Below are 25,104 nucleotides of genomic sequence, written 5' to 3'. Positions count from 1 at the left end.
ACCATGAGGGTCCTGGTGACCGGCGGGGCCGGGTTCATCGGCAGCAATCTCTGCGAGCGCCTGGTGGACGACCCCACAGTGGACGCGGTCCGGGTCATCGACGACCTGTCGACCGGACACCTCGACAACCTCGACGTCCTCGACGTCGAGCTCGTGCAGGCCAGCATCCTCGACCCCGACGCGCTCCGGCGTGCCACGGCCGGGTGCGATGCCGTCGTGCACCTCGCCGGGCTCGGCTCCGTGCCGCGTTCGCTGAAGGACCCGCTCGCCTCGCACCACGCCAACGCGACCGGCACCCTGTCGGTGCTCCAGGCCGCCCTGGCCGCCGACGCGTACGTCGTGATGTCGTCCTCGTCCTCGGTGTACGGCGCCAACCCGACCCTCCCGAAGCACGAGGATCTCCGCTGCGTCCCGATGAGTCCCTACGCGGTGTCCAAGCTCGCGGCCGAGAGCTATGCGCTTGCCTTCCAGAGCGTCTTCGACCTGCCGGTGCTGCCGCTGCGGTTCTTCAACGTCTACGGCCCCAAGCAGCGTGCCGGCCACACCTACGCCGCCGTCGTGCCCACCTTCGTCGACGCGGCCCTGCGCGGGCAGCCGTTGCCGCGACACGGTGACGGCGAGCAGAGCCGCGACTTCACCTACGTCGGCACGGTGTGCGACATCCTGGCCAGAGCCGCCAAGGGGAAGGTCACGGGTGGGGCCACCAACCTGGCGTTCGGTGCCCGCGTCTCGCTCAACCGCCTCATCTCCCTGGTGGAGCAGGAGATCGGTCATCCGGTCGAGGTGGCCGAGCACCCGTCGCGGCCCGGCGACGTACGCCACTCGCAGGCCCTCAACGACCGGTTGCGCGCACTCTTCCCCGAGGTGCAACCCGTCCCGATCGAGGTCGGGCTGGCCGAGACCATTGCCTGGATGAGAGAGGAGCTGGCTCAGCCCGCCGAGCTGGCGCCGCACCGCATCAGATGAGCAGCGCAGAGAAGATCGTCGTCGTCGGGCAGGGCTACGTCGGCCTCCCCATCGCCATGCGGGCCGTCGAGGTGGGCTTCGACGTGGTCGGCCTCGACGTCGACCACACCAAGGTCGACCGTCTGCGATCCGGCCGCAGCCACGTCGAGGACGTCGGCAGCGACACGCTCGCGCAGGCCCTGGCGTCGGGCCGCTACCACCCGACCTCGACGTACGACGACGCCGCCGGTTTCGACTTCGCCATCATCACGGTGCCGACGCCACTCCGTGACACCTTGCCCGACCTCTCGTTCATCGAGGAGTCCGCAGCGGCCCTGGCCCCGCACGTCACCTCGGGCTGCGTGGTCGTGCTGGAGTCCACGACCTACCCCGGGACGACCGAGCAGCTCCTCGTGCCGATCCTGGAGCGGGGCAGTGGGCTGCAGACCGGCGACGACTTCCACGTGGGCTACTCCCCGGAACGCATCGACCCCGGCAACGCGACGCACGGGTTCGTGAACACGCCCAAGGTCGCCTCCGGCGTGACGGAGAAGTGCCGCAAGCAGGTCGTCGGTCTCTACGAGCGGCTCGTCGACGACGTCGTGGTCGTGTCGACGCCGAAGGAGGCCGAGCTCACCAAGCTGTTGGAGAACACCTTCCGTCACGTCAACATCGCGCTGGTCAACGAGCTGGCCATGTTCGCGCGCGACCTCGGCATCGACGTCTGGGAGGCGATCGACGCCGCCTCGACCAAGCCGTTCGGGTTCATGAAGTTCACTCCCGGTCCGGGGGTGGGCGGGCACTGCCTCCCGGTCGACCCGTCGTACCTCTCCTGGCAGGTGCGCCGCTCCCTGGGCTACAGCTTCCGGTTCGTCGAGCTGGCCAACGACGTCAACGAGCACATGCCTGACTACGTCGTACAGCGGGTGATGGAGGGGTTGAACGCCCGCTCGTTGCCGTTGCGCGGCAGCACCGTGCTGCTCGTGGGCATGTCCTACAAGAAGAACACCGGCGACGACCGCGAGTCACCGGCGCTGCGCGTCGCGGACCTCCTCGTGGCCCGTGGCTGCCTGGTCCAGGCGGCCGATCCCTACATCGAGCGGCTGCGTTCGGAGGGTGTCGAGCAGGTCGAGCTGGACGCAGCGGTGGTCGAGGCGGCCGATGCAGTGGTCATCCTGACCGACCACGACGACTTCGACTACGACCTCGTGGCGGCGGCGCCGGGCTACGTGCTGGACACCCGGCACCGACTCGGTGGCGCCCGCGAGACGCTCTAGGACGCGGGGTGAAGGTGGCCTTCGTGCTGGGCGGCAACGGTCAGGGCGGGACGGAGACGCAGGCACGGCTGCTGCTCGACGGTCTGGAGCGCCGCGGCGTGCAGGTGGACACCTTCCTGCTCGACGGGTCCGACGGCACCAGTGGGCTGCCGCGGACCACGACGGTGCTCGGGCCGGGACGCGTGGGCGGAGTGGCGGGTGCCCTCGCCGAGGCGCGCACCGGCCTGCGGCTGCGGCGAGCGCTGCGTCGTGGTCGGTACGACGTCGTCCACTCGGCGCTGGCGCGGGCCTACGTGCTCTCCACCCTCGCGCTGGTCGGTCGACGCCATGTCCGGCACGTGTCCTGGCGACGCAACGCCGGGTCCCACCTCGACAGCGGCTCCCGGGCCCACGCCTCGCTCGAGCGGCTCGCCCTGCGCGGGGCGGACGCCCTCGTGTCCAACTCCGCGGTCGTGGCCGAGCACTGGCGGGCCTTCGCACCCGGAGCGCGGGCCGAGCACGTCGTCATCCCCAACATCGTCGCTCCCTGGCGTTTCGACCCGGCTGCTGCGGCCGACGACCTCCCGACGACGTCCTCGCCGCGCGTGGTCTCGGTCGGCAACCTCCGCCCGGTCAAGGGACACCTCGAGCTGCTACAGGCGCTCGCCGAGGCGGCCTCGCGCGTGCAGCTCGTGGTCGTCGGCGAGGGTCCGGCTCGTCCTGCGCTCGAGGAGGCCGCGAGCCGGCTCGGAGTCGACCTCGTCCTCCCCGGGAAGGTGGAGGACACGCGTCCCTACCTGGCCGTGGCCGACCTCTACGTCCATTCGAGTCACAGCGAGGGCTCCAGCAACGCGATCGCCGAGGCGATGGCCTCCGGGCTCGCTGTCGTGGCGACCGACGTGGGCGGTGCGCGCGAGCTGCTCGGCGACACCGGCGTCCTGGTGCCGGTCGGGTCGGCCCGGCGGCTGGTCGAGGAGATGTCGTCGCTGCTCGAGGATCCGGAGCGTCGTACTCGCCTGGGAGCGGCTGCCCGCGACCGGATCCGCGAGAGGTCGGACCCGGACGCGGTCGTCAGCGCCCACCTCCAGGTCTACGGCGGTGCGACGTGTGCGGCATAGCCGGCCTGCTGGACGCCGGGTCGTCGGACCGGGACGACCTGCTCGCGGAGATGACCGCCACGCTGTTCCACCGCGGACCCGACGAGGCCGGCTACCACTGCGACGAGCACATCGCCCTGGGGATGCGGCGGCTCTCGATCCAGGACGTGCGACACGGTCACCAGCCCGCCCACGACGAGTCGCAGACGGTGTCCTGCGTCTTCAACGGTGAGCTGTACAACGTCGCCGAGCTCCAGGCGATGCTGCGGGACCGCGGACACCACCTGGCCAGCGAGGCCGACACCGACTGCATCCCGCACCTCTACGAGGAGTTCGGACCCCGGTTCGTCGACCACCTCCGCGGCATGTTCGCGGTCGCCGTCTGGGACGCCCGTCGTCGTCGCCTCGTCCTGGCCCGCGACCGTCTCGGCAAGAAGCCGCTGTACTACGCGCAGGCCGGCGACCGCATCGCCTTCGCCTCCGAGCTCAAGGCACTGCTGGTCGACCCGTCACTCGAGCGTCGCGCCGACCCGGTGGCACTGAGCCACTACCTCACCCTGCAGTACGTCCCGGCCCCGTGGTCGGCCGTCGAGGGTGTGCACAAGCTGCCTCCCGGGCACCTCCTGGTGGCCGACGACTCCGGTGTCCGGGTCGAGCGCTACTGGCAGCTCGAGTACCTCCCCGAGGGCGCGGCGGACCCCCGCTCGGACGAGCAGCTGGTCGAGGAGCTGCGCGCCCACCTGCTCGACGCGGTCAAGGTGCGGTTGGTGGGGGAGCGGCCCCTCGGGGCTTTCCTGTCGGGCGGCCTCGACTCCTCCGCGGTGGTCGGTGCCATGAGCGAGGTGAGCACCCAGCCGATCAAGACGTTCTCGATCGGCTTCGAGTCCGAGGCCTTCAACGAGCTGCCGCACGCAGCCAGGGTCGCTGAACGCTTCGGCACCGAGCACCACGAGCTCGTGGTCCGCCCACAGGCGCTGGACATCGTGCCGCGGCTGGCCACCTACTTCGACGAGCCGTACGCCGACTCCTCGGCCATCCCGAGCTGGTACCTCGCCCAGATGGCCGGGGAGCACGTCGTCGTCGCGCTCAACGGCGACGGCGGGGACGAGGTGCTCGCCGGCTACACGAGGTACGAGCGCTACCTCGCCGCCGGCGACCGCCGGCTTCCGCGCCCGGTCGCGCAGGGCATGCTGCGCGCCGGCACCTGGTTCAGTGCCCACAGCGCCGGACGGGCGCCGATGCGCAAGCTCGGCACCGGGCTGTCCCTGCTGGGTGAGGGCGACCCGGCACGCAGGTACGCCCGGTTCCTGTCCTACTTCCGCCCCGAGGAGAAGCTCGAGCTGTTCACCGACGACTTCGCGCGGCTCGTCGCGGGGCACGACACCTACGACCTCGTGCAGCAGGTGTGGGAGCAGTACGCCGCCACCGACCGTGTCAACCGGCTGCTGGCGGTCGACACCCACACCTACCTCCCGGGCGATCTCCTGCCCAAGGTCGACATCACCACCATGTCGGTGAGCCTGGAGGCGCGCAGCCCCTTCCTCGACCAGCAGCTCGTTGAGTGGGCAGCAGGGATCGCCGGTGACCGCAAGCTCGCGGGAGGCACCAGCAAGGCGCTGCTCAAGCGGCTCCTGGCCGACTGGGTGCCCGACGACCTGGTGCACCGGCGCAAGCAGGGATTCGGCGTGCCGCTGGCCGAGTGGCTGCGGGGTCCGCTGCTGGACCTGATGAACGACGTCCTGCTCGACCGTACGGCGGTCGAGCGCGGGATCCTCGACCCGCGCGCCGTACGCCGCCTCGTCGACGAGCACGCAGCGGGTGTCGACCGGAGTGCGCGGCTGTACGCGCTGATGATGCTCGAGCTGTGGCACCGGGAGGTGCTCGCCCGATGAGTCGCCGGATCGTGATGGTGATCGGGACCGCCAGCCTCGGCGGCGCCGAGGGACAGATGACCCGCCTCGCCGTGGAGCTCGCCCAGCGGGGCGTGGACGTGCGGATGGCCTTCCTCAACCGCGGTGGGCCACTCACGGCCCAGCTCGACGCGGCCGGTGTCTGGTGGCGCCTGATGGGCACCCCGTGGTTGCCCTCGTCCACGCTGCGGCGGATCGTGGCGCTCGTGCGCCTGACGTTCCTGCTCCTGCGGACGCGACCCGACGTGGTCGTGGCATGGCTTCCCGGCGCCATCATGCCGACGCTCCCGCTTGCCCGGGTCTTTGCGCCCCGCGCACGCCGCATCGCCGGGTTGCGGGGCACCATCTTCGACGAGGAGTTCCGCCTCACGGCACCCTTGCTCCGCAGCGCCATGCGGCGCGCCCACGTGGTGACGGTCAACAGCGCTGCCCTCACCGAGCTCGCGACGCGGTGGGGTGCGGTGGCCGACCGGGTCCGGTTGCTGGTCAACGGCGTGACCCCACCGGTGGAGCGCGCACATCCCGGCACCGAGCCGCCGACGGCCGTAGTGGTCGCGAACTACCGCTGGTACAAGGGGCACGACACGCTGCTCAAGGCACTCTCGACCGTCCGTTCGCCCCTCCAGGTGCGGTTGTGCGGGGACGGTGACCGGTCGACGGTCGAGCGTGAGGTGGCCGAGCTCGGCCTCGGCGACCGGGTGCACCTCGTCGACACGCCCGCCGACGTCGCGCGCGAGCTCGCGGCCGCACAGCTGGCCATCCACCCGTCCAACCTCGAGGGCATGTCCAACGCGATCCTCGAGCAGGTGGCCACCGGTCTGCCGATCGTCGCGACCGACGTAGGAGCCACCCGGTTGATGGTGCTCGACGGGGTCAACGGGTTCGTCGTCGCGCCGGGAGACCCCGACGCGATGAGCGAGGCGATCGACCGGTTGGCGAGCGACGCTGCGCTGCGCACCAGGATGGGCGCAGAGAGCATCCGCGTCAGCGAGCAGTACCTGTGGCCGGCGTGCGTCACGGCCTACCAGGACCTGTTCGACGAGGTCACCGGGGGAAGGCGGTGAAGGACCTCCGTGCGGTCAAGACGTTCCTGCAGCTGTTCGACGACCGGCTGCGCTCCTCGTTGCGCCGCGCGATCGCGCTGTCGGTCGCGGTGGCGCTGTGCGACTTCTTCGCGCTGCTGCTGCTGTTCCCCGTGCTGACGCAGCTGACCACGAGCGGCGGGTCGAGCGGTGACACGGTGCAGCTCCCGGTGTTGGGGGAGCAGCGTCCGGGGGTGCTCATCATCGGGTCGATGCTGCTGCTCGTGCTCCGGGCCGTCACCGGGTTCCTGGTGAAGTACTGGTGGAGCAGGCGCGTCGCCGAGGCCGAGGTCCGGCTCGGCACACGGGTGTTGCGCGCGTACGCCGAAGCGCCGTACCGCTTCCACCTCGGGACCAACTCCTCTGAGCTGCTCTCCAGATCCGTCGCCCACGTCAACCTCTCCACCAACAGCGCCCTGGTCGGCATGGTGAGCGCCGCGGTCGAGGCCACCAGCGCGCTCGCGATGATGGCCGCCCTGTTCGTCGCCAGTCCCGTCGCCGCCCTCGTCGTGACGGCGGTCCTCGCGGTGCTCGCCTTCCTCATCCTGGTGGTGTCGCAGCGCGCCGTCCGCCGCGAGAGCGAGCTGCTGGGCCGCCGCGTCTCGGCGGTGTACGTCCAGGCCGCCAACGTGCTGCGCGGCATCCGCGAGCTGACGGTGGCCAACGGTCGCGCCACCGCGGTGCGCGGGGTCGAGTCGGCCAGGCGCGAGATGGTAGAGGCGCAGCGTCGGGTCCTGATCCTCAGTGAAGGACCGCGACTGGTGCTGGAGGTGACGCTGTACGCCAGCGTCCTGGTCGCCCTCTTCCTCTCCCTGCAGTCCTCCGATCCCAGCGACACGCTCCCCCTGATCGCCCTGTACGTCGTGGCCGCGATGCGCCTGGTGCCGGGCGTCGCGCGGATGCTCGGCATCGCGACGCAGGTGCGCAGCTCGATCGAGATCGGCCTGACGGTCCTGGGTGAGCTCCACGAGCTGGAGGAGATCGGCGAGCGCCACATCTCGCCCGCGGGCGACCTTCCCGACGCCGGTGACCTGGTCCTCGACGAGGTGAGCTTCGAGTACGTCGAGGGTGTGGACGTGCTCTCCGAGATCACCCTCGAGGTGTCTCGCGGGGAGATGGTCGGCATCGTCGGCCCCTCGGGATCCGGGAAGACGACCCTGGTCTCGGTCATGCTCGGCCTGCTTCCGCCGACCCGCGGCAGGGTGACCTTCGGGGGAGCCGCGATCGGCACCGCCGACCCGTCGTGGATGAGTCGCATCGCCTACGTCCCCCAGGACGTCTACATCGCCGACGCGTCGGTCCGGGAGAACGTCGCCCTCGGGGACGACGAACCCGACGACGCCCGGGTGTGGAGCTCGTTGGCGCGCGCCCACCTCGACCAGGTCGTCCGGGAGATACCGGACGGCCTCGACGCCCGCCTGCACGAAGGGGGGGCACGCCTCTCGGTCGGCCAGCGACAGCGTCTCGGCATCGCCCGCGCGTTGTACCGCCGCGCGCAGGTGCTGCTGCTCGACGAGCCGACGGCGGCCCTCGACAGCATCACCGAGGGCCAGGTGGTGGGCACGCTGCTCGAGCTCAAGGGTGAGCTGACCATGATCATCGTGGCGCACCGCTTGTCGACGATCGCGGATGCCGACCGCGTCGTCGAGCTCAAGGACGGAGCGCTGACCCTTGTCCCGTGAGTGGGCTCCTCGCGCGGCGGCGGTGGTCCTGCCCCTGCTGACCGGTTACCTGGTCTACCGCTACATCGTCGGCACCGTGGGAACGCTGCACCTGCTCACCACGCTCGCAGTCGTCGTGGCGCTGGCCGTGCTCGCGACGCTCCGGCCCTGGACGGCGACGTACCTCGGGTTCGCGGCGACGGCCCTGGCCCTCAGCTACGACCCGCAGGTGGTGCGCCGGATCGGCACCCTGCTGCTCGCGGTGGGTCTGCTCGCCGGATGGCGGCTGGCGGACACGCGCGGTCGGCAGGTGGCGCTCCTGCTGCTCGCGCTGCTGGGGGTCAGCATCCTCACGGGCGTCGCCCTGACCCCGCCGGCCCTGTTCAAGGAGGGCACCGCCCTGGCCCTGACGTACGGCGTGCTGCAGGGCGCCAACGCCGCCCTCCACCGGTTCCCCGTGCGGCACCTCCTGCTCCTGCTGATGGCCTGGGGCTGCGTCGGCAGCGTGCCGATGCTGGTGAACCCGCCCGGCACGGAGGCCCGGTTCGGGGCGCTGGCCTTCGGCGAGAACGCCAACACCCTCGGGTTGCTGGCGGCGCTGGGTGCGGTCGCGGCGGCAGCGTGGGCTCGAGAGGCCAGCGACGGCTCGTGGTGGTGGACCATCCCGGTGGTCGCCCTGTGCGGGTACGGCGTGGTGCTGTCCGGGTCGCGCGCGGCCCTCTTGTGCGTGGCGTGCTCAGTCGCGGTCATCGTCTTCGCACGATGGCTGCGCGAGTCGCCGGTGAAGGTGGCGCTCGTCGCCTTCATCGGACTCGTGGCGGTGTTCCTGCTCGGACCGCTGGTCACCAATCGCTTCCTGGCCGCGGCCGGTCGCGACATGAGCGTCACGCACGGGCTCGGACAGCGTGGACGCATCGCGGAGTTCGCCCTGGACGAGACCTGGCACCACCCGTTCACCGGCATCGGGCTCGGCCGGCTCTCCGAGCTGACGACCGCAGACCCCCGCCTCGGCATCGAGATCAGCGCCCACAACACCTACCTGGGCCTGCTGGCCGCCTGCGGGGTCATCGCCGGAGCGCTGCTGCTCGCACTCGTCGTGCTCGCGCTCGTGCGCACGCGCCTCGGGGCCACGACCACGCTGTTGCCCCTGGCCGTCTCGGTGGTCGTCTCGGGGATAGCGCTGGAGTGGTACGGCACCACCACCATCGGCCCGTTGTGCTTCTCGGTGCTCGCGATGGCCGCTGCCTGTGTCGTCCCGGAGTCCTCTGCTCAGTCGGAGGCCGGCAGCGAGAACACGAACTGGTTGCAGCCGAGCCCCGCGCCGCACGTGAACATCTTCTCGAGCGTGAAGCCCCGCTCGCGGTAGAAGTCGAAGATCTCCTCGGGCTTGGCCACCTCGAACGGCCAGCCGCCCACCCAGTCGACGAGGTCACGCCCACGGTCCATACCGCGTGGCGGCGGGCCGGGGGAGGGGCGCCTGCCACGGGCCAGGCGCAGCAGGGCCGGCTTGCCCCACAGATAGGCCTTGGATCCCTGGAGCAGCGCCCACCTGCCGGCCGGGCCGGACTCGTTGTAGCGGCGCTTCACCCGCTTCCACACCCGCGACGGTCGGCCCTGGTCGTTGTAGATCGCGACGAACAGCCGACCGCCGGGCTTGACCAGCGGGACGACGTTGGCGAGGGCGGACCACATGTCACCGGTGTGGTGCAGGACTCCCCAGGAGTAGACGATGTCGAAGGTGCCGAGCCGGGACAGCATGTCCGCGTCCAGCGCCGAGCCCTGGAACACCTGCCAGCCCGGGTCGTCGGGGAAGTAGCGGCGCCGTAGCTCCTGGGTGCAGCCGACGCTGCCGGGATCGAAGTCGAAGGAGGTCACGGTCGCGCCCAGGCGACGTGCCGCCAGGCTGGACAGGCCGCTGCCGGAGCCGATGTCGAGGAAAGTCTTCGAGGCGAGGGCGCCGACCCCCAGGTACTCCTCGAGGGCCGTCATCGAGCCCGCGATCCGGTCCTCGTCCAGCACGTCGAGGAAGGACCGCCAGTTGGAGCCGAAGGCGAATCGCTCTCCGCTCGCGATCTCCTCCGCAGCACCCCGAGCCTGCATCTGCACTGTCCCCTCCTGTGTCGAGCCTGGGCGCTGGCGTGTTCGCCGGGCCACGAGTCGTCGTCACCGTACCCTTGTGGCTCGTGACCTCTCGGCTCGAGCCAAGGACAGCAAGCGCTGGGCCGGAAGACACGGCGGCGGCTCGCCGGGTGAGTGTCGCTACCGAGGCCGGGTCCCGGCGCCGTCGTCGGGACATCCAGGGCCTTCGCGCAGTCGCCGTCCTGGTCGTGGTCGCCTACCACGCGGGCGTTCCGGTGCGCGGCGGGTTCGTCGGTGTGGACGTCTTCTTCGTGATCTCGGGGTACGTCATCACCGGGCTGCTGCTGCGCCGGGCCGACGCAGGAGGCAGGGTTCGGTTCGGCCAGTTCTACCTTCGGCGCGCACGGCGGCTGGCGCCCGCCATGTGCCTGATGACGCTGGTCACGCTGGTGCTGGTCGCCTTCCTGTACTCGCCCGTGGGACCCGACCAGGGCGAGGCCGCCAAGGCGGCCATCGCAGCCACGTTCCTCTCGGCCAACGCCTACTTCTTCGCCACCACTGGTGGTTACTTCCAGCCGGACGCGAACTCGAACCCGTTCCTGCACACGTGGTCGCTCTCCGTCGAGGAGCAGTTCTACCTCCTGTTCCCCGCCTTCATCGCGCTGTTGCTCGCGTTCGGCCGACGGCGCGACGCACGCCGGACCCGCCGCCTGGTGCTGCTCGGCTTCACCGCGGTGGGGCTGGCCAGTCTGCTGCTCTGCGTGGCGCTGGTGGAGAACTGGATCCACGTCGAGCACTTCACCAGCCGGTTCGCGGACCCCCAGGCCGAGCTCCGCAAGTTCGCCTTCTTCGGCACTCCGGCACGCGGCTGGGAGTTCCTGGCCGGGGGGATCCTGGCACTGCTGCCTTCGGTCCGTCGCCGGGCCCTGCTGGTGAGAGCTGTCGGTGCGCTGCTGGTCGTCGGGTCGGTGCTCGCGCTTCGCGACGGGGCCGACGTGCCGGGGTACCTCGTCGCCGTACCCGTGCTGGGGACCGCCCTGCTGCTGTCGGCCTCGACCGACCGACCGGACACCGTGCACTCGGCGCTCAGTGCACGACCGATGACCTGGCTCGGGGACCGTTCCTACAGCTGGTACCTCTGGCACTGGCCGTTCATCCTGTTCGCCGCCTACCTGTGGCCGGACGCGGGGTGGGTCAAGCCCGCTGCAGCGGTGGTGGCGCTGGTCGTGGCAGCGGCCGCCTACCGCTACGTCGAGCGCCCCATCCACCGCGGACATTGGCCGTCCTCGCGGCGCGCCCTCACCGCTGTCCTGGTCGCCGGAGTTGCGGCGTCGACCGTCGTCGGGCTCGGGGTGTGGCAGCTGTCCAGGGACGGCTGGGGGAGCGCCCGGATCCAGGCCGTTCGTGCCGACGTCGCGCCGGAGCACGTCGACATCGCCGCCGGGTGCGCCAACACGCTGCCGCTCGGCAGCCCGGACCGCCCGCCGTGCACCTGGACGGTGCCGCGGCCGCGGGGCACGGTGCTGCTCATCGGCGACTCGAACGCCGGCCACCTCAGCGAGCCGTTCATCGCGGCCGCTCGCTCACTGGGGTACGACGCAAGCATTGTCACCAGCGGGGGATGTCCGCTTGCCCTGACATCCCGGGCACTGACGCCGGTGTGCACAGAGTTCGTCCAGGGGTCGATCGAGGAGCTGGAGGCCCACCCGGGCAGGTACGCGGCGGTGATCGTCTCCAACGCCACCGCGGGCTATCTCGGCGGCCCCGAGAGCACCCTGTTCGGCGACTCGACCGCCGAGCGGGTGGCGACCTGGAACGCCACCATCGACCGGACCGTCCGACGGCTGCGCGAGGTCGGCCCGGTGACGGTGGTCGGGTCGGTGCCGCAGTACGACGGCCTGCCGGCGTGCCTCGCCCCCACCATCTGGCGCTCGAGGTCATCCGCCTGTGGCGAGCTCTCCACGGACAGCGCCGCTCTCCGGTTCCGTCAGCGCGTGATCGACGACGAGCGCCGCACAGTGCTCGACGACGGGGGGCAGTACCTCGACACGGCCAGCCTGCTGTGCCGGACCAACGGTTGCAGCGCCCTCGTCCACGGGGTCTCGGTCTACCGCGACGGCGCACACCTGAGCGTGCAGGGCTCCATGCTCTTCGAGGACAGCCTGCGTCAGGCGATACGCGACCTGGTGGGCGAGGGCTGAGACCGCACGACCGGCACGACGGCGCTGTTCCAGTAGCGGTAGAGGCAGTACGCCGAGACCGCGCACAGCAGGTGCCAGACGGCATGGCCCTGGAGCAGCGAGTGCGGGTCGCACAGCGGTGCGTCGTTCTTGGAGAGGTTCCACACCACGAAGGCCACCGCGATCGAGCCCACCGCGGCCACGATCCAGCGTCCGTCCCCGGTGGGAGGGTCCCGACGGAGCCGGACCTCGATGACGATCGTCAGCACCAGCAGGGCCCCGAACACTAGGTTGCCGGCGTGCATCACGACCGGGAGCTCGCCGGGGATGCGTTCGACCAGCTCACAGGCCACCAGCGCGATGGCGAACACGAGGGCGAAGAACCCGGCGTCCCGACCCACCGCACGCATCAGGGCGTACGCCGCCGCGAAGCTCGCCACGAGGAACATGCTGGTCATGTCGAGATGACCACCGAGCGTGGTCTGGGTGGCGTGCATCGCCATGCTTCCCGGTCCGAGCAGCACCACCACGACGGCGTACGACGTGGCCAGGCCCGGTCGCGCCAGCCGACCCTGCGGTCGTCCCGCGTGCCAGCCGACCAGCACGCCGGCGAGGACGAAGCCGAGGTTGCTCAGCGAGTTGGCCGGTTGCTTGAGCCACCCGCTGCGCGCGGCCTCGCAGAACTCGTTGCCGCGGCCGACATCGGTGCCGAGCCACTCACCGCGGGCAGCGAGGTACATCAGTCCCAGGGAGACGAGCCCGGTCCCGACCGCCAGACCGACGGGCCGGAGGTCGCGCAGGTGGTCAGCTCCAGCGCTCGGCGGCCGGGACGAAGTCCAGGGTCCGCTCGCCGGTGTAGATCTGCTTGGGCCGGGCGATCTTCTGCTCCTTGTCCTGCACCAGCTCGAGCCACTGGGCCAGCCATCCCGGCGTACGGCCGATGGCGAACAGGACCGTGAACATCTCCGGCGGGAACTGGAAGGCCTCGTAGATCAGGCCGGAGTAGAAGTCGACGTTGGGGTAGAGCTTGCGCTTGATGAAGTACTCGTCCTCGAGCGCGATCTTCTCCAGCTCCCGGGCGATCTCGAGGAGAGGGTTGACGCCGGTCACCTCGAACACGTCGTCGCACGCCTTCTTGATGATCTTGGCGCGCGGGTCGTAGTTCTTGTAGACGCGGTGGCCGAAGCCCATCAGCTTCTCGTTGCCGTCCTTCACGCCCTTGATGAAGTCGGGGATGTTCTCCTTGCTGCCGATGCGGCGCAGCATCCGCAGCACCGCCTCGTTGGCGCCGCCGTGGAGCGGGCCGTAGAGCGCGCCGACGCCGGCCGCCACCGCGGAGTAGGGGTCGACCTGCGAGGAGCCGACCGACCGGACGGCGTTGGTCGAGCAGTTCTGCTCGTGGTCGGCGTGCAGGATGAACAGCACGTCGAGCGCCTTGACCAGTCGCTCGTCGGCATCGAACCGGTGCTCGCTCATCTTGAACAGCATCGAGAGGAAGTTGGCGGTGTAGCTCAGCTCGTTGTCGGGGTAGACGTAGGGCTTGCCCTGCGCGTGCCGGAAGGCCCAGGCGCCGAGGGTCGGCATCTTCGCGATCATCCGCACCATCTGCATGTGGCGGTTGTCGGGGTCGGAGATGTTGCCCGACTCGGGGTAGAAGGTGGAGAGCGCACCCACCGAGGCCATCAGCATGCCCATCGGGTGGGCGTCGTACCTGAAGCCCTGCATGAACGTCTTGACGTTCTCGTGGAGGAAGGTGTGGTGGGTGATCTCGTGCACCCAGGTGTCGTACTGCGGCTTGCTGGGCAGCTCGCCGTGGATCAGCAGGTAGGCCACCTCGAGGAAGTTGGACTTCTCGGCCAGCTGCTCGATGGGGTACCCGCGGTACTCGAGGATCCCCTTCTCGCCGTCGATGAAGGTGACCGAGCTCTTGCACGACGCGGTGTTCACGAAGCCCGGGTCGTACGTCGCGAGCCCGGGTGTCTCGTCGTCGGTGCGGATCTGGCTCAGGTCTCCGGCCTTGATCGTCCCGTCGGTGATGGGGATCTCGTATTCCTTGCCGGTCCTGTTGTCCCGGACGGTGAGAGTGTTGGTGTCACCGGTGTCGGTCACGTCGGCTCCTTGCGTTCGCAGGTGCGGGTCGAGGTGGCAGTTCGAGCGGTTCGGACGCGGGGCGATGCTGTGGCACCATGCCCACGTCCTCCGTTCTTCAACCTATGCCCATGGTGGTGGAGGGGACCAGTGGGTCTCGTTTTGACCGGGACTCACCACCCCGGTAACCTTGTCGGTCGCGCCTCCTGCCGCTTGAGCACCTCCTCGTTGTGGGGCTCTGGCAGTCCCGCCGCCGGCCGATCCGGGCCGTGTTGCGGGCAGTGTTCGTCAGAAGGCGCAGCACCACCACCAGCCCGGCATCAGCCCGGTTGGACACGAACGACACAGATAGGCCAACAACGTTGCGTACCTACAGCCCGAAGCCGGGCGACATCCAGCGCGAGTGGCACGTCATCGACGCCACCGACGTCCGTCTGGGTCGCCTCGCCGTCCAGATCGCGAACCTGCTGCGCGGCAAGCACAAGCCCATGTTCGCCCCCCACGTCGACACCGGTGACTTCGTCATCGTCGTCAACGCCTCGAAGCTGTCGCTCTCCGGCGACAAGGCGACCAAGAAGATGTCCTACCACCACTCGGGCTACCCCGGTGGTCTCTCCGCCACCCCCATCGGTGAGCTGATCGAGAAGGACGCCCGCAAGGCCGTCGAGAGGGCCGTCTGGGGCATGCTCCCCAAGAACCGCCTCGGTCGCCAGATGATCAAGAAGCTCAAGGTGTACGCCGGCCCCGAGCACCCCCACGCCGCCCAGAAGGCGAAGCCCTTCGAGATCAAGCAGGTCTCCCAGTGACGACCTCTCCCGAGAACACGCAAAGGAACAACGTGGCAGACGCAGAGAACGACACCGCCGAGGAGACCTACCAGGTCGACGAGCAGGGTGTCGCCTACTCCTCCGAGAGCGCGCCGAGTGCCGACGCCCCCGCCAAGCCGGCGACCATCGCCCCCGCCGCGGCCACCGGCCGTCGCAAGGAGGCCGTCGCCCGCGTCCGGATCGTCCCCGGCACCGGCAAGTGGCTGGTCAACGGCCGCGAGCTGGACAGCTACTTCCCCAACAAGCTGCACCAGCAGGTCGTCAACGAGCCGTTCGCGACCACCCAGCTCGAGGGTCGCTTCGACGTCATCGCGCGCATCCACGGCGGTGGCATCACCGGCCAGGCCGGCGCCCTGCGTCTCGGCGTGGCCCGCTGCCTGAACTCCATCGATGAAGAGGCCAACCGCCCGGGTCTGAAGAAGGCCGGGCTGCTGACCCGCGACGCACGCGTCATCGAGCGCAAGAAGGCTGGTCTGAAGAAGGCCCGCAAGGCGCCGCAGTTCAGCAAGCGCTGATCTTGGTTCGCCTCTTCGGCACGGACGGGGTCCGGGGTCTGGCCAACGGTGATCTCACCGCTGAGCTGGCCCTGGACCTTTCCGTTTCCGCCGCGCACATCCTCGCGGAGGCCGGCACCTTCAACGGTCACCGGCCGGTCGCGGTCGTCGGCCGCGACACCCGGATCTCCGGTCAGTTCCTCGAGGCCGCCGTGGTGGCGGGTCTCGCCTCGGCCGGGGTCGACGTGCTGCTGCTCGGCGAGCTGCCGACCCCGGGTGTCGCCTGGCTGACCGGCGAGCTCGGTGCCGACCTCGGCGTGATGCTGTCGGCGTCGCACAACGCGATGCCCGACAACGGCATCAAGTTCCTCGCCCGCGGGGGAGTGAAGCTCGACGACGCCATCGAGGTCGCCATCGAGAAGCGGATGCGAGAGCCCTGGGACCGCCCGACCGGCGCTGCGGTGGGTCGGGTGCGCACCCTGGACACGGCGGTCGAGCAGTACGCCGCCCACCTCGACTCGACGATCAGCCACTCCCTCGAGGGCATCAAGGTCGTGCTGGACTGCGCTCACGGTGCCGCCTTCGAGGTCGGCCCCCGAGCGCTGCGCGAGGCCGGCGCCGAGGTGGTCGCGATCTGTGCCGAGCCCGACGGGGTGAACATCAACGACGGCTGCGGCTCCACCCACCTCGAGGTCCTCCAGAAGGCGGTCGTCGAGCACGGTGCCGACGTCGGGTTCGCCCTCGACGGGGACGCCGACCGCTGCCTCGCGGTGGACGCGAGCGGTGCCATCGTCGACGGCGACCAGATCCTGGCCATCCTCGCGCTGGCGATGCGGGAGGCCGGTGAGCTGCACGACGACACCGTGGTGGCCACGGTGATGAGCAACCTCGGGTTCGTGCAGGCGATGAAGGCCGCCGGTGTCGGCGTACGGCAGACGAAGGTGGGTGACCGCTACGTCCTCGAGGCGATGAAGCTCTCCGGCTTCACCCTCGGTGGTGAGCAGTCGGGCCACGTCATCATGAGCCGCCACGCGACCACCGGCGACGGCATCCTGACCGCCCTGCACGTGCTCGACCGGATGGCCGCGACCGGACGCACCCTGGCCGACCTCGGGGGCGTGATGACCCGGCTGCCGCAGGTGCTGGTGAACGTGCCCGGCGTCGACAAGTCCCGCACCGACGAGGACTTCGTGCTCGCCGCCGCCGTCGCCGAGGCCGAGGCCGAGCTCGGCGACACCGGCCGGGTCCTCCTCCGCCCCTCCGGCACCGAGCCGCTCGTCCGGGTCATGGTCGAGGCCGCCAGCGCCGACCAGGCCCGCGACATCGCCGACCGCCTCGCCGCCGTCGTACACCAGCAGCTCGCCCTCTAGCCCGCCGAGAGGGCACTTCTGGTGGGCTGCAGTCCGCTGAGCGGGGGGTTTTGGTTTGCTGTACGGCGCTGACAGGGCGGTCTTGGTTGATCGCGGGCCGCTGAGAGGGCACTTCTGGTTGGCCGTACGACGTCGACCGGGCACTGGATGTGCACGCCTCCACGGATCCGAGGTTGTTCGTGGTCGTGCGGTCCCTGGTGGTCACACGAGCGGGCTGCTTCCCGACGACCGGTGAGCGGTGGACGCCGGCCAACCAAAAGCCCCCGCTCGGCGTACTCCGGCCAACCAGAACTGCCCGGTCGGCGTACTTCAGGCAACCAGAACTGCCCGGTCGCGGGAGTTAGCCCCAGACCTCCTGGGCGGTCTCGACGACGAGGCGGAGCTTGTCGATCTCCTCGCCCTCGGTGAGGTTGTTGCCCTCGACGGTGGAGGAGAAGCCGCACTGGGGGGAGAGGCAGAGCTGGTCGAGGTCGACGTACTTCGACGCCTCCTCGATGCGGCGCTTGAGGTCGTCCTTGCTCTCCAGCTCCGGGCGCTTGGTGGTGACCAGGCCGAGCACGACCTGCTTGCCCTTCGGCACGAACCGGAGGGGCTCGAAGCCGCCGGAGCGCTCGTCGTCGTACTCGAGGAAGAAGCCGTCCACGTCGAGCTCGCTGAACAGTGCCTCAGCCACGAAGTCGTAGCTGCCGGAGGCCGCCCACGAGGAGCGGTAGTTGCCGCGGCACATGTGCGTGGTGACGTTCAGGCCCTCGGGACGGTCCTTGATGGCGGCGTTGATCTGGCGGATGTAGCGCTCGTGCTGGTGCTCGGCGTCACGACCCTGGGCGGCCACGTTGGCGCGCTGCTCGGGGTCGTTGAGGTAGGCGAGGCTGGTGTCGTCGAGCTGGAGGTAGCGGCAGCCACGTTCGGCGATCAACCGCACCTGGTGGGCGTACGCCGCCGACAGGTCGTCCCAGAACTGGTCCTCCTCGGGATAGACGTTCGGGTCGATCGCGGCCGTCCCGCCGCGGTAGTGGACCATGCTCGGCGACGGGATGGTCAGCTTCGGGGTCATCCCCTCGGGCGCGACCGACTGGAGGTAGTCGAAGGCGCCGCCGAAGATCGGCTCCTCGATCCGCACCGGGGCGTGCACCACGAGCCCGGCCGAGGTGAAGTCGAGGTCGCCCTCCGCGTTGTGGAAGTGGACCTCCATCTGCTCCTCGGTACGACGGATGCCCTCGATGTTGTAGATGAAGTCCATGTGCCACGACGTACGACGGAACTCCCCGTCGGTCACCGTCTGCAGCCCGGCGTCCTGCTGCAGGCGTACGACGTCGGCGATCGCGGCGTCCTCGGTGGCGGCCAGCTGCTCGTCGGTGATCTCGCCCTGGGCGTGGGCAGCCCGGGCCTCGAGCAACGGCTTGGGCCGCAGGAGGCTCCCGACGTGGTCGGCTCGGAACGGCGGTGTGGTGCGCAGGGACACGAGTTCTCCTTCGCTCGGCGACGGTCACCGTCAGTCAAACACCGACGCCCAACGAATGCCCAGCCGGTGTGTCAGCTGCTCCAGACTGGAGCGACGTCCTTGCGGTAGCTGCGCCCGAAGAGCGTGGTGAGGATCTTCAGCACCGGGCCGGGCACGCTGCTCGTGAGGGCCTGCTTCTCCTCGGCGGTCGCGCCGTCGAGGATCCAGGTGAAGAACACGCCTGCCTTGGCCGGTCCCGTCCGGGCGAACTTCTTGCCCATCTCCTTCATCTCGGGCCCGTCGGCGTTGGCGATGTAGATCGGCTCGATCTCGCGCTCCTCGTGGTCGAGGTGCTCCACCGTCACGTCGCGCAGCCGCATCAGGGCCGAGAGAGCGGCCTCGGCCTCGCCCTGCCCAGCCGTCGACTCCAGCGAGCTCATGGCCGTGCGGGCCTGCGCCAGTGCGGCCGCCATGGTCTCGTGCTCGGCGTCCATCTGCGCGATCGTCTCGCGGGTGACTCCGACGGACTCGAGGGCCGGCCACGCGATCTCGTGCTCGCCCTCGTGGTGGTCGGTCAGCTGGAGGTCGAAGTTGGCCCACGCCCGCCCCAGCTGGTGTGCCCGCGCGGAGTCGCCGGCGGTGAAGCTGGTGAGTGCCCCGACGAAGCGGTCGAGGTCGCGCCGGAACGCACCGTGGATGACCTTGTTCATGCTCATCTGCGCCATGGAGGGATGGTAGGGCCGAGGTCCGACAGGGCCGGGTGGAGCGGCGTACTGGTCCAGCCCGCTCAGCTCAGCAGGCTGTGCCGAGCCCGGACCGAGACCCGCTGCCAGACCAGGCGCTGGATCCGCAGCGTGAGCGTCCCGGCCACGATGATGCCGAGCAGGTTCAGCCCGAGCTGGGCCAGGGCCGAGCCGGCCTCGGACCAGATCCCGCAGGCCAGGCAGACGGCCAGCGTGCCCACGGCCGGGATGGTCGTCACCGAGATGAACACACCCACGAGCGGACCGGACTTGGCCGTGGTCAGCGACAGGGTGCCGGCGATGCCCGCGAGGCACGCGACCGCGAACGACCACCCGTCAGGGCGCACGATGAAGTCCGTCAGGTCTCCCGTGGAGGCCTGCGTGCTGGTGAAGGCGCCGAGGGAGTAGGCGACGGCCCATACCGCGGTGGCGATGGCGGCCGCGACTCCGAAGCCGGTCACCAGGGCGCGCACCGCCGCAGGGATCATCCCGAGGCGGGGGTGGGCCAGGGCGAAGCAGATGGCGGCGATGGGGGCGAACTCCGGTCCCACGACCATGGCGCCGACGATCAGGATCGGTTGGTCGGTGATGCGGCCGGCACCGGCGATCAGGGCTGCCAGCGTCATGAACGCGATGAAGGCGAAGGAGAGTCGCGAGTCCTCGCGCAGGTGCTGTTCGACCGACACCCAGACCACGCCGTCGTCGGGTGCTCCCGGAGCCGCTCGCTCCACGCGGTCAGCCTCGTCGGAGAGGATCGTGTCGATCTCCTCGATGCTGATCGAGCCGCGGTGCTGTACGTCGAGGTCGCGGAGCTGCTTGATCACCCCGGTCGCGTTCTCGCGGGCCACGTCGGCCAGGACGAGACATCCCTCCGGCTTGGCGAAGCCGCCCGGCACCACGGCGACGTTGGTCACCGTCTCGTCGGCCTCCAACAGCTCGACGACCTGGTCGGTCAGGTCGCCGGGGATCCGAAGTCGCAGGTGCAGCACCGCGCCATCATGGCCCACCGACCGAGCGGGCGGCGTGCTGATCGGTGCCGAGGCGCCACTCGACCGGCCGGAAGGCGTCGGGCTCGTAGCGGTAGGCGGGCCCGGTGCGGATCGTCGTACGCAGCTCGTAGGCGACCTCGCCGTCGTGCAGCTCGAGGCGGGCCAGGGCGGTACGCATCGCCCGGCGTACGGCCGACCGCACCTGCTCGGACTCCTCGGCCGCCTCGGGCACCTCGCACCCGGGCCGGTCGACCAGCTGGCGGAGGTACTCCAGCCCCTGCATGGACGGCACCATCCGCGTCGCACCCTCGCGTCCCACGCACCAGAGCCCCGTCGGCCGCTCGGCCTCGGCTGGGTGGAGGTGCAGCACCCGCACGCCCGCGGGACCGGTCACGGGTTCGTGGGTCCGGCCCAGGGGTCCGCGTCGGGCCCACCAGTCCGCTCCGATCCGGCGGTACGCCGCCCTGGCCGTCGCCGCCTGTTCACGGTCGCGCGTCGCGAGGGCGAGGTAGTCGTCGACGACGCCCGCGAACGCGACCGCCCGGGAGTCGAGCACCCCGCGGCCGGCGTACGGCGCGAGCAGGCGTGCGCACCGGGCCGCCGTCCCGGCGCGCCCGCTGCCTGCGGCCGCCTCGCACACCTTGCAGGTCACGAGCAGCCAGTCGGCGTCCCGCGGCAGGTCGCCGAGGGCGGGTGCGATCTGGTCGACCAGCTGCCGGGCGCGCTCCGGCTCGCCGCCCTCCAGCCAGAGCACGGCCGCCTGTGCGAGCAGCGAGGCCAGATCACCGGAGCGGCCGCGCTTCTCGCAGGTGGAGGCGTGCTGCACCAGCGCGGTCCGTTCGCCTCGCTGCCGGGCCAGCTCGGCCTGCAGGGTGCGCAGGGCCGCGTCGGCTCCCGGCACCTCGTCGACGCCGGCATCGGCAGCCTCGGCCGCCAGTCGAGCCGCGCCCACGGTGTCGCCCTCGGTCAGGGCGAACATCGCTCGTCGGGAGCAGGCGTGGAAGCGGTGGCTCGGCTCGTCGGTCTCGTCGGCCAGCAGCTCGAGCGCGGCCAGCTGCCGGCGTACGGCGCCGAGGTCGAGCTGCTCGAGGGCCGTCGTCAGCCGCCAGAGATGCGCCTCGAGACGTACGCCGGGATCGGGCGAGTGCCGGACCAGGCCGAGCATCCGGAGGCTGGTACTGAGCCGGACGTCGAGGTCCTCGGGCCCGGAGTGGGTCGTCAGCCGCGCGCCCAGCGCGTCGGCGAGCAGGATCGGGTCGTCGAGCTCCTCGGCCAGCAGGACCGACTCGTCGGCGAAGGCCGCGGCTCGCTCGGTCTCCCGGGCGTGGGCCCTCGCCAGCCCCAGCGCCTGGTGCGCGCGTTCCCTGAGATCCCTCGCCCCGGCCACCCCTGAATCCTAGGAGCGCCGGGCACGGACGTCACGGGTCGATCTCTGCCGACACCGAGTGGTCAAGCCCGGCTGAGCACCGCCAGCACGTAGTCGTCGGCCGGTGGCGTCAGGTCCCAGGACCCGAAGCGGTGCTGCACCTCGAGACCGGCCGCCTCGAGGTGGCCCACGAAGTCCTCGTAGGGGTAGTCGCGGCTGTGCCGCGGCCCCTTCACGGCGTTGTAACCGACCAGGATCCGGCCGTCCGGTGCGAGCAGGTCGCGCAGCGCTCGCAGGGCGCGGGTCTCGGTGTCCTCGGCCAGGTAGATCATCACGTTGCCCGCCACCACGACGACGTCGTACGCCGACGGCCGACCGTGCTCCACCAGCAGGTCCGGAGACAGCGCGAGGATGTCGGACTGGACGACGACCAGCTCGGGGAAGAGGCGTCGGGACTGGGCGACCAGCTTGAGGTCCTTCTCGACGGCGGTGACGTCGTGCCCACGACGCAGCAGGCTCGCTCCCACCCGCCCCATGCCCGACCCGGCGTCGAGGATCCGGGCCCGGCGGGGCGCCAGCACGTCGGCCAGCCTGGCCTCGCCGTCGACGTCGACGCCGTCTGCGAGCAGCTGCTCGAAGTGGCGGCCGTACATCGCGTCCTCGGAGACGAACAGGTCCCAGCGCGTCGGGGGAATCCCGCTCACAGCTTGCGCAGCCTGACCCAGCGCACCGAGTGGTCGTGGTCCTTGCGCAACACCAGCGTCGCCCGCGAGCGGGTGGGCTGGACGTTCTGCTTCAGGTTCGGTCCGTTGATCTCGTCCCAGATGCGGTTGGCCTCGGCGACGGCCTCGTCCCTGGAGAGCGAGGCGTAGCGGGCGAAGTACGACGCCGGGTCGCGGAAGGAGGTCTCGCGCAGGCGCAGGAAGCGGTCGGTGTACCAACGACGGATGTCGCTGGTGGCAGCGTCGACGTACACCGAGAAGTCGAAGAAGTCGCTGACGGCGAGGCCGGTACGACCGTCCTGGCGGACCCCGGCCGACTGGAGGACGTTGAGCCCCTCGACGATGACGATGTCGGGGCTGGACACCACGACCTTCTCGTCCGGGACGACGTCGTAGACGAGGTGGGAGTACGTCGGTGCCTCCACCTCGTCCTTGCCGGACTTGATGTCGATGACGAACTTCAGCAGCGCCTTGCGGTCGTAGGACTCCGGGAACCCCTTGCGGTGCAGGATCCCGCGTCGGCTCAGCTCGGCGTTGGGCAGCAGGAAGCCGTCGGTGGTGACCAGGGCGACCCGCGGGTGCTCGGGCCAGTGGGCCAGCATCTGCTGGAGGACACGGGCGGTGGTCGACTTGCCGACCGCCACCGAACCGGCGAGCCCGATCACGAACGGCGTCCGCGGCGGCTGGCTCTGGTGCAGGAACTCCTCGGTGGCGCGGTGCAGCTGACCGGCTGCCTCGACGTACAGGCTGAGCAGGCGGGACAGCGGCAGGTAGACCTGCTGCACCTCCTCGAGGTCTAGCTCGTCGCCGAGACCCCGGACCCGCTCGATCTCGTCGTGGGACAGCGGCTGCTCGGTGGCTCCCGCGGCGATGGACTTGCCGAGCGCGGCCCACGCCTCGCGGTCGAGCTCGACGTACGGCGAGCTCTCGCTCGCGTGCGTCCCGTTCGGCATGCGCGTCACGATAGTGGTGACCTGCGCACCTAGACTGACCGCCATGTGCGGGATCGTCGGGTACGTCGGGGACAAGCAGGCTCGCGACGTCGTCATCGAGGGACTCCGCCTTCTCGAGTACCGCGGCTACGACTCGGCCGGCATCGCCCTGGTGGACAACGGCTCGATCGTCTCGGACAAGCGGGCCGGCAAGCTGGCCAACCTCGAGAAGTCGATCGAGGAGACCCCCCTGCCGCCGTCCACGACCGGCATCGGGCACACCCGCTGGGCCACCCACGGCGCCCCCAACGACACCAACGCCCACCCGCACCTCGGCCAGCAGGGCCGGGTCGCGGTGGTGCACAACGGGATCATCGAGAACTTCGCCCAGCTCCGCGACGAGCTCGAGCGCGAGGGCCACGACCTGCGCTCCGAGACCGACACCGAGATCGCGGCCCACCTGCTCGAGAACGAGCTCGAGCGCACGGGCGACCTCACCACGGCGATGCAGGCGGTGTGCCGCAGGCTCGAGGGCGCCTTCACGCTGGTGGCGGTGGATGCCCAGGACCCCTCCCTGGTGGTGGCCGCCCGTCGCAACTCGCCGCTGGTCGTCGGCCTCGGTGAGGGTGAGAACTTCCTCGGCTCCGACGTCGCCGCCTTCATCGAGCACACCCGCGAGGCCCTCGAGCTCGGCCAGGACCAGGTCGTCACCATCACCCGCGACGACGTGCGCGTCACCGACTTCGACGGCCACGAGGCCGCGGGTCGTCGCTACCACGTCGACTGGGACCTCTCGGCCGCCGAGAAGGACGGCTTCGACTGGTTCATGCGCAAGGAGATCTTCGAGCAGCCGCGTGCAGTCGCCGACGCCCTGCTGGGCCGCCACGACGGCCGCGGCGAGCTCCAGCTCGACGAGGTGCGCATCACCGAGGACGAGCTGAGGGACGTCGACCGCATCGTCATCATCGGCTGCGGTACGGCGAACTACGCCGGCCTGGTCGCCAAGTACGCCATCGAGCACTGGACCCGCATCCCGTGCGAGGTCGAGCTGGCCCACGAGTTCCGCTACCGCGACCCGATCCTGACCCGCAACACGCTGGTGATCGCGATCAGCCAGTCCGGCGAGACCGCCGACACCCTGATGGCGATCCGCTACGCCCGGCGGCAGCGGGCGAAGGTGCTCGCGATCTGCAACACCAACGGCTCGACCATCCCGCGCGAGTCGGACGCCGTGATCTACACCCACGCCGGGCCGGAGATCGGCGTCGCCTCGACCAAGGGCTTCCTGACCCAGCTGATGGCCTGCTACCTGCTCGGCCTCTACCTCGCCCAGGTGCGCGGGACCAAGTACGGCGACGAGATCAGCGCCGTGATCAGCGAGCTGGAGCAGATGCCCGCCCACGTGCAGCGGATGCTCGACCAGGCCGAGACGATCTACGCGCTCGCCCGGCAGAACGCCCAGACCAGGTCGGTGCTGTTCCTGGGCCGCCACGCCGGCTTCCCGGTGGCGCTCGAGGGCGCGCTCAAGCTCAAGGAGCTGGCCTACATCCACGCCGAGGGGTTCGCGGCCGGCGAGCTCAAGCACGGCCCGATCGCGCTGATCGAGGAGGGGCTGCCGGTCTTCTGCGTCGTGCCTCCCCGCGGACGCGACCAGCTGCACGACAAGATGATCAGCGCCATCCAGGAGATCCGGGCCCGGGGCGCGCACACGATCGTGCTGGCCGAGGAGGGGGACACCTCGGTCGCGGAGTACGCCGACGAGACCATCACCCTGCCCGTCGTACCCACCTTGCTGCAGCCGATCGTGGCGACCGTGCCGCTCCAGCTGTTCGCCTGCGAGCTGGCCACCGTGATGGGGCACGACGTCGACCAGCCGCGCAACCTGGCCAAGTCCGTCACGGTCGAGTAGCACCGGGCCGGTC

21 protein-coding genes are annotated in these 25,104 nt (G+C 70.4%); 12 read left to right on the top strand and 9 right to left on the bottom strand.

Annotated elements, in window-relative coordinates; all coding sequences use genetic code 11:
- Positions 1–3: 3 nt before the first annotated feature.
- The 7 genes from H976_RS0103785 to H976_RS0103755 are packed head-to-tail and all read left to right on the top strand — an operon-like array spanning position 4 to position 9,317.
- Entirely contained in the window at positions 4–966 is a 963-nt protein-coding gene (locus H976_RS0103785; RefSeq protein WP_027860457.1) for an NAD-dependent epimerase/dehydratase family protein, read from the top strand.
- Positions 963–2,222: a nucleotide sugar dehydrogenase gene (locus H976_RS0103780; protein ID WP_027860456.1), complete on the top strand. Its 1,260-nt coding sequence runs from the start codon at positions 963–965 to the stop codon at positions 2,220–2,222. Before H976_RS0103785 ends, H976_RS0103780 begins: the two co-directional genes overlap by 4 nt.
- A gap of 8 nt (positions 2,223–2,230) precedes the next feature.
- A complete protein-coding gene (locus H976_RS0103775) occupies positions 2,231–3,319 on the top strand; it encodes a glycosyltransferase (protein WP_027860455.1) in 1,089 nt (362 codons plus the stop codon).
- Positions 3,307–5,190: an asparagine synthase (glutamine-hydrolyzing) gene (asnB, locus tag H976_RS0103770; protein WP_027860454.1), complete on the top strand. Its 1,884-nt coding sequence runs from the start codon at positions 3,307–3,309 to the stop codon at positions 5,188–5,190. Before H976_RS0103775 ends, asnB begins: the two co-directional genes overlap by 13 nt.
- Positions 5,187–6,272, top strand: coding sequence for a glycosyltransferase (locus tag H976_RS28465; RefSeq protein ID WP_051276140.1), 1,086 nt, complete (start codon positions 5,187–5,189; stop codon positions 6,270–6,272). Before asnB ends, H976_RS28465 begins: the two co-directional genes overlap by 4 nt.
- Positions 6,269–7,972 carry an ABC transporter ATP-binding protein gene (locus H976_RS0103760; protein WP_027860453.1) on the top strand — a complete coding sequence of 568 codons (1,704 nt, stop codon included), beginning with the start codon at positions 6,269–6,271 and terminating at the stop codon, positions 7,970–7,972. The genes H976_RS28465 and H976_RS0103760 overlap by 4 nt, the downstream gene beginning before the upstream one ends.
- Entirely contained in the window at positions 7,962–9,317 is a 1,356-nt protein-coding gene (locus H976_RS0103755; RefSeq protein ID WP_155917938.1) for an O-antigen ligase, read from the top strand. Before H976_RS0103760 ends, H976_RS0103755 begins: the two co-directional genes overlap by 11 nt.
- Here H976_RS0103755 and H976_RS0103750 read toward each other — a convergent pair.
- A complete protein-coding gene (locus H976_RS0103750) occupies positions 9,221–10,051 on the bottom strand; it encodes a bifunctional 2-polyprenyl-6-hydroxyphenol methylase/3-demethylubiquinol 3-O-methyltransferase UbiG (RefSeq protein WP_036224632.1) in 831 nt (276 codons plus the stop codon). The genes H976_RS0103755 and H976_RS0103750 overlap by 97 nt on opposite strands.
- Before the next feature lie 149 nt (positions 10,052–10,200).
- Here H976_RS0103750 and H976_RS0103745 point away from each other — a divergent pair, with 149 nt between their 5' ends.
- The gene (locus tag H976_RS0103745) at positions 10,201–12,231 is read left to right on the top strand and encodes an acyltransferase family protein (RefSeq protein ID WP_196803944.1); all 2,031 of its coding nucleotides are present in this window, start codon (positions 10,201–10,203) and stop codon (positions 12,229–12,231) included.
- Here the strand turns inward: H976_RS0103745 and H976_RS24375 are convergent.
- Together H976_RS24375 and H976_RS0103735 are read right to left on the bottom strand one after the other, a co-directional pair.
- On the bottom strand, positions 12,198–12,950 hold the full coding sequence (locus H976_RS24375; RefSeq protein WP_051276138.1) for a ceramidase domain-containing protein: 753 nt from the start codon (positions 12,948–12,950) through the stop codon (positions 12,198–12,200). The genes H976_RS0103745 and H976_RS24375 overlap by 34 nt on opposite strands.
- 64 nt (positions 12,951–13,014) lie before the next feature.
- The gene (locus H976_RS0103735) at positions 13,015–14,319 is read right to left on the bottom strand and encodes a citrate synthase (RefSeq protein WP_027860449.1); all 1,305 of its coding nucleotides are present in this window, start codon (positions 14,317–14,319) and stop codon (positions 13,015–13,017) included.
- A gap of 341 nt (positions 14,320–14,660) precedes the next feature.
- On the opposite strand from H976_RS0103735, the gene rplM reads away from it, so the two are divergent.
- The 3 genes from rplM to glmM are packed head-to-tail and all read left to right on the top strand — an operon-like array spanning position 14,661 to position 16,989.
- Positions 14,661–15,104 (top strand): 50S ribosomal protein L13, encoded by a 444-nt coding sequence (gene rplM / locus H976_RS0103730; RefSeq protein ID WP_027860448.1) that lies wholly within the window; start codon positions 14,661–14,663, stop codon positions 15,102–15,104.
- A gap of 32 nt (positions 15,105–15,136) precedes the next feature.
- Positions 15,137–15,640, top strand: coding sequence for a 30S ribosomal protein S9 (gene rpsI, locus H976_RS0103725; protein ID WP_027860447.1), 504 nt, complete (start codon positions 15,137–15,139; stop codon positions 15,638–15,640).
- 2 nt (positions 15,641–15,642) lie between these two features.
- A complete protein-coding gene (glmM, locus tag H976_RS0103720) occupies positions 15,643–16,989 on the top strand; it encodes a phosphoglucosamine mutase (protein ID WP_027860446.1) in 1,347 nt (448 codons plus the stop codon).
- A gap of 340 nt (positions 16,990–17,329) precedes the next feature.
- On the opposite strand, the gene H976_RS0103715 is transcribed toward glmM, so the two are convergent.
- The 6 genes from H976_RS0103715 to coaA form a co-directional block, all read right to left on the bottom strand.
- Positions 17,330–18,451 carry a 5-methyltetrahydropteroyltriglutamate--homocysteine S-methyltransferase gene (locus H976_RS0103715; RefSeq protein WP_027860445.1) on the bottom strand — a complete coding sequence of 374 codons (1,122 nt, stop codon included), beginning with the start codon at positions 18,449–18,451 and terminating at the stop codon, positions 17,330–17,332.
- A 71-nt stretch (positions 18,452–18,522) separates the two neighbouring features.
- Positions 18,523–19,155 carry a hemerythrin domain-containing protein gene (locus tag H976_RS0103710; RefSeq protein WP_081682637.1) on the bottom strand — a complete coding sequence of 211 codons (633 nt, stop codon included), beginning with the start codon at positions 19,153–19,155 and terminating at the stop codon, positions 18,523–18,525.
- Between the two features lie 62 nt (positions 19,156–19,217).
- Entirely contained in the window at positions 19,218–20,162 is a 945-nt protein-coding gene (locus tag H976_RS0103705) for a DUF389 domain-containing protein (protein WP_027860443.1), read from the bottom strand.
- A 7-nt stretch (positions 20,163–20,169) separates the two neighbouring features.
- The gene (locus H976_RS0103700; protein ID WP_027860442.1) at positions 20,170–21,549 is read right to left on the bottom strand and encodes a hypothetical protein; all 1,380 of its coding nucleotides are present in this window, start codon (positions 21,547–21,549) and stop codon (positions 20,170–20,172) included.
- Between the two features lie 62 nt (positions 21,550–21,611).
- Positions 21,612–22,232: a bifunctional 2-polyprenyl-6-hydroxyphenol methylase/3-demethylubiquinol 3-O-methyltransferase UbiG gene (locus tag H976_RS0103695; protein WP_196803943.1), complete on the bottom strand. Its 621-nt coding sequence runs from the start codon at positions 22,230–22,232 to the stop codon at positions 21,612–21,614.
- Entirely contained in the window at positions 22,229–23,203 is a 975-nt protein-coding gene (gene coaA, locus H976_RS0103690; RefSeq protein WP_027860440.1) for a type I pantothenate kinase, read from the bottom strand. Before coaA ends, H976_RS0103695 begins: the two co-directional genes overlap by 4 nt.
- Before the next feature lie 43 nt (positions 23,204–23,246).
- Here coaA and glmS point away from each other — a divergent pair, with 43 nt between their 5' ends.
- Positions 23,247–25,091: a glutamine--fructose-6-phosphate transaminase (isomerizing) gene (glmS, locus tag H976_RS0103685; protein ID WP_027860439.1), complete on the top strand. Its 1,845-nt coding sequence runs from the start codon at positions 23,247–23,249 to the stop codon at positions 25,089–25,091.
- The last annotated feature ends 13 nt before the right edge of the window (positions 25,092–25,104 follow it).

The organism is Marmoricola sp. URHB0036 (genome assembly GCF_000426045.1).
Taxonomy (GTDB): domain Bacteria; phylum Actinomycetota; class Actinomycetes; order Propionibacteriales; family Nocardioidaceae; genus Marmoricola.
This window is presented reverse-complemented; position numbering and strand designations above follow the sequence as displayed.

Excerpts from the sequence above, each read along its gene's own strand:
- H976_RS0103785 (WP_027860457.1), top strand. The coding sequence starts at position 4 with ATGAGGGTCCTGGTGACCGGCGGGGCCGGGTTCATCGGCAGCAATCTC.
- H976_RS0103750 (WP_036224632.1), bottom strand. The coding sequence starts at position 10,051 with ATGCAGGCTCGGGGTGCTGCGGAGGAGATCGCGAGCGGAGAGCGATTC.
- H976_RS24375 (WP_051276138.1), bottom strand. The coding sequence starts at position 12,950 with ATGTACCTCGCTGCCCGCGGTGAGTGGCTCGGCACCGATGTCGGCCGC.
- coaA (WP_027860440.1), bottom strand. The coding sequence starts at position 23,203 with ATGCCGAACGGGACGCACGCGAGCGAGAGCTCGCCGTACGTCGAGCTC.
- H976_RS0103710 (WP_081682637.1), bottom strand. The coding sequence starts at position 19,155 with ATGGCGCAGATGAGCATGAACAAGGTCATCCACGGTGCGTTCCGGCGC.
- glmS (WP_027860439.1), top strand. The coding sequence starts at position 23,247 with ATGTGCGGGATCGTCGGGTACGTCGGGGACAAGCAGGCTCGCGACGTC.
- H976_RS28465 (WP_051276140.1), top strand. The coding sequence starts at position 5,187 with ATGAGTCGCCGGATCGTGATGGTGATCGGGACCGCCAGCCTCGGCGGC.
- H976_RS0103780 (WP_027860456.1), top strand. The coding sequence starts at position 963 with ATGAGCAGCGCAGAGAAGATCGTCGTCGTCGGGCAGGGCTACGTCGGC.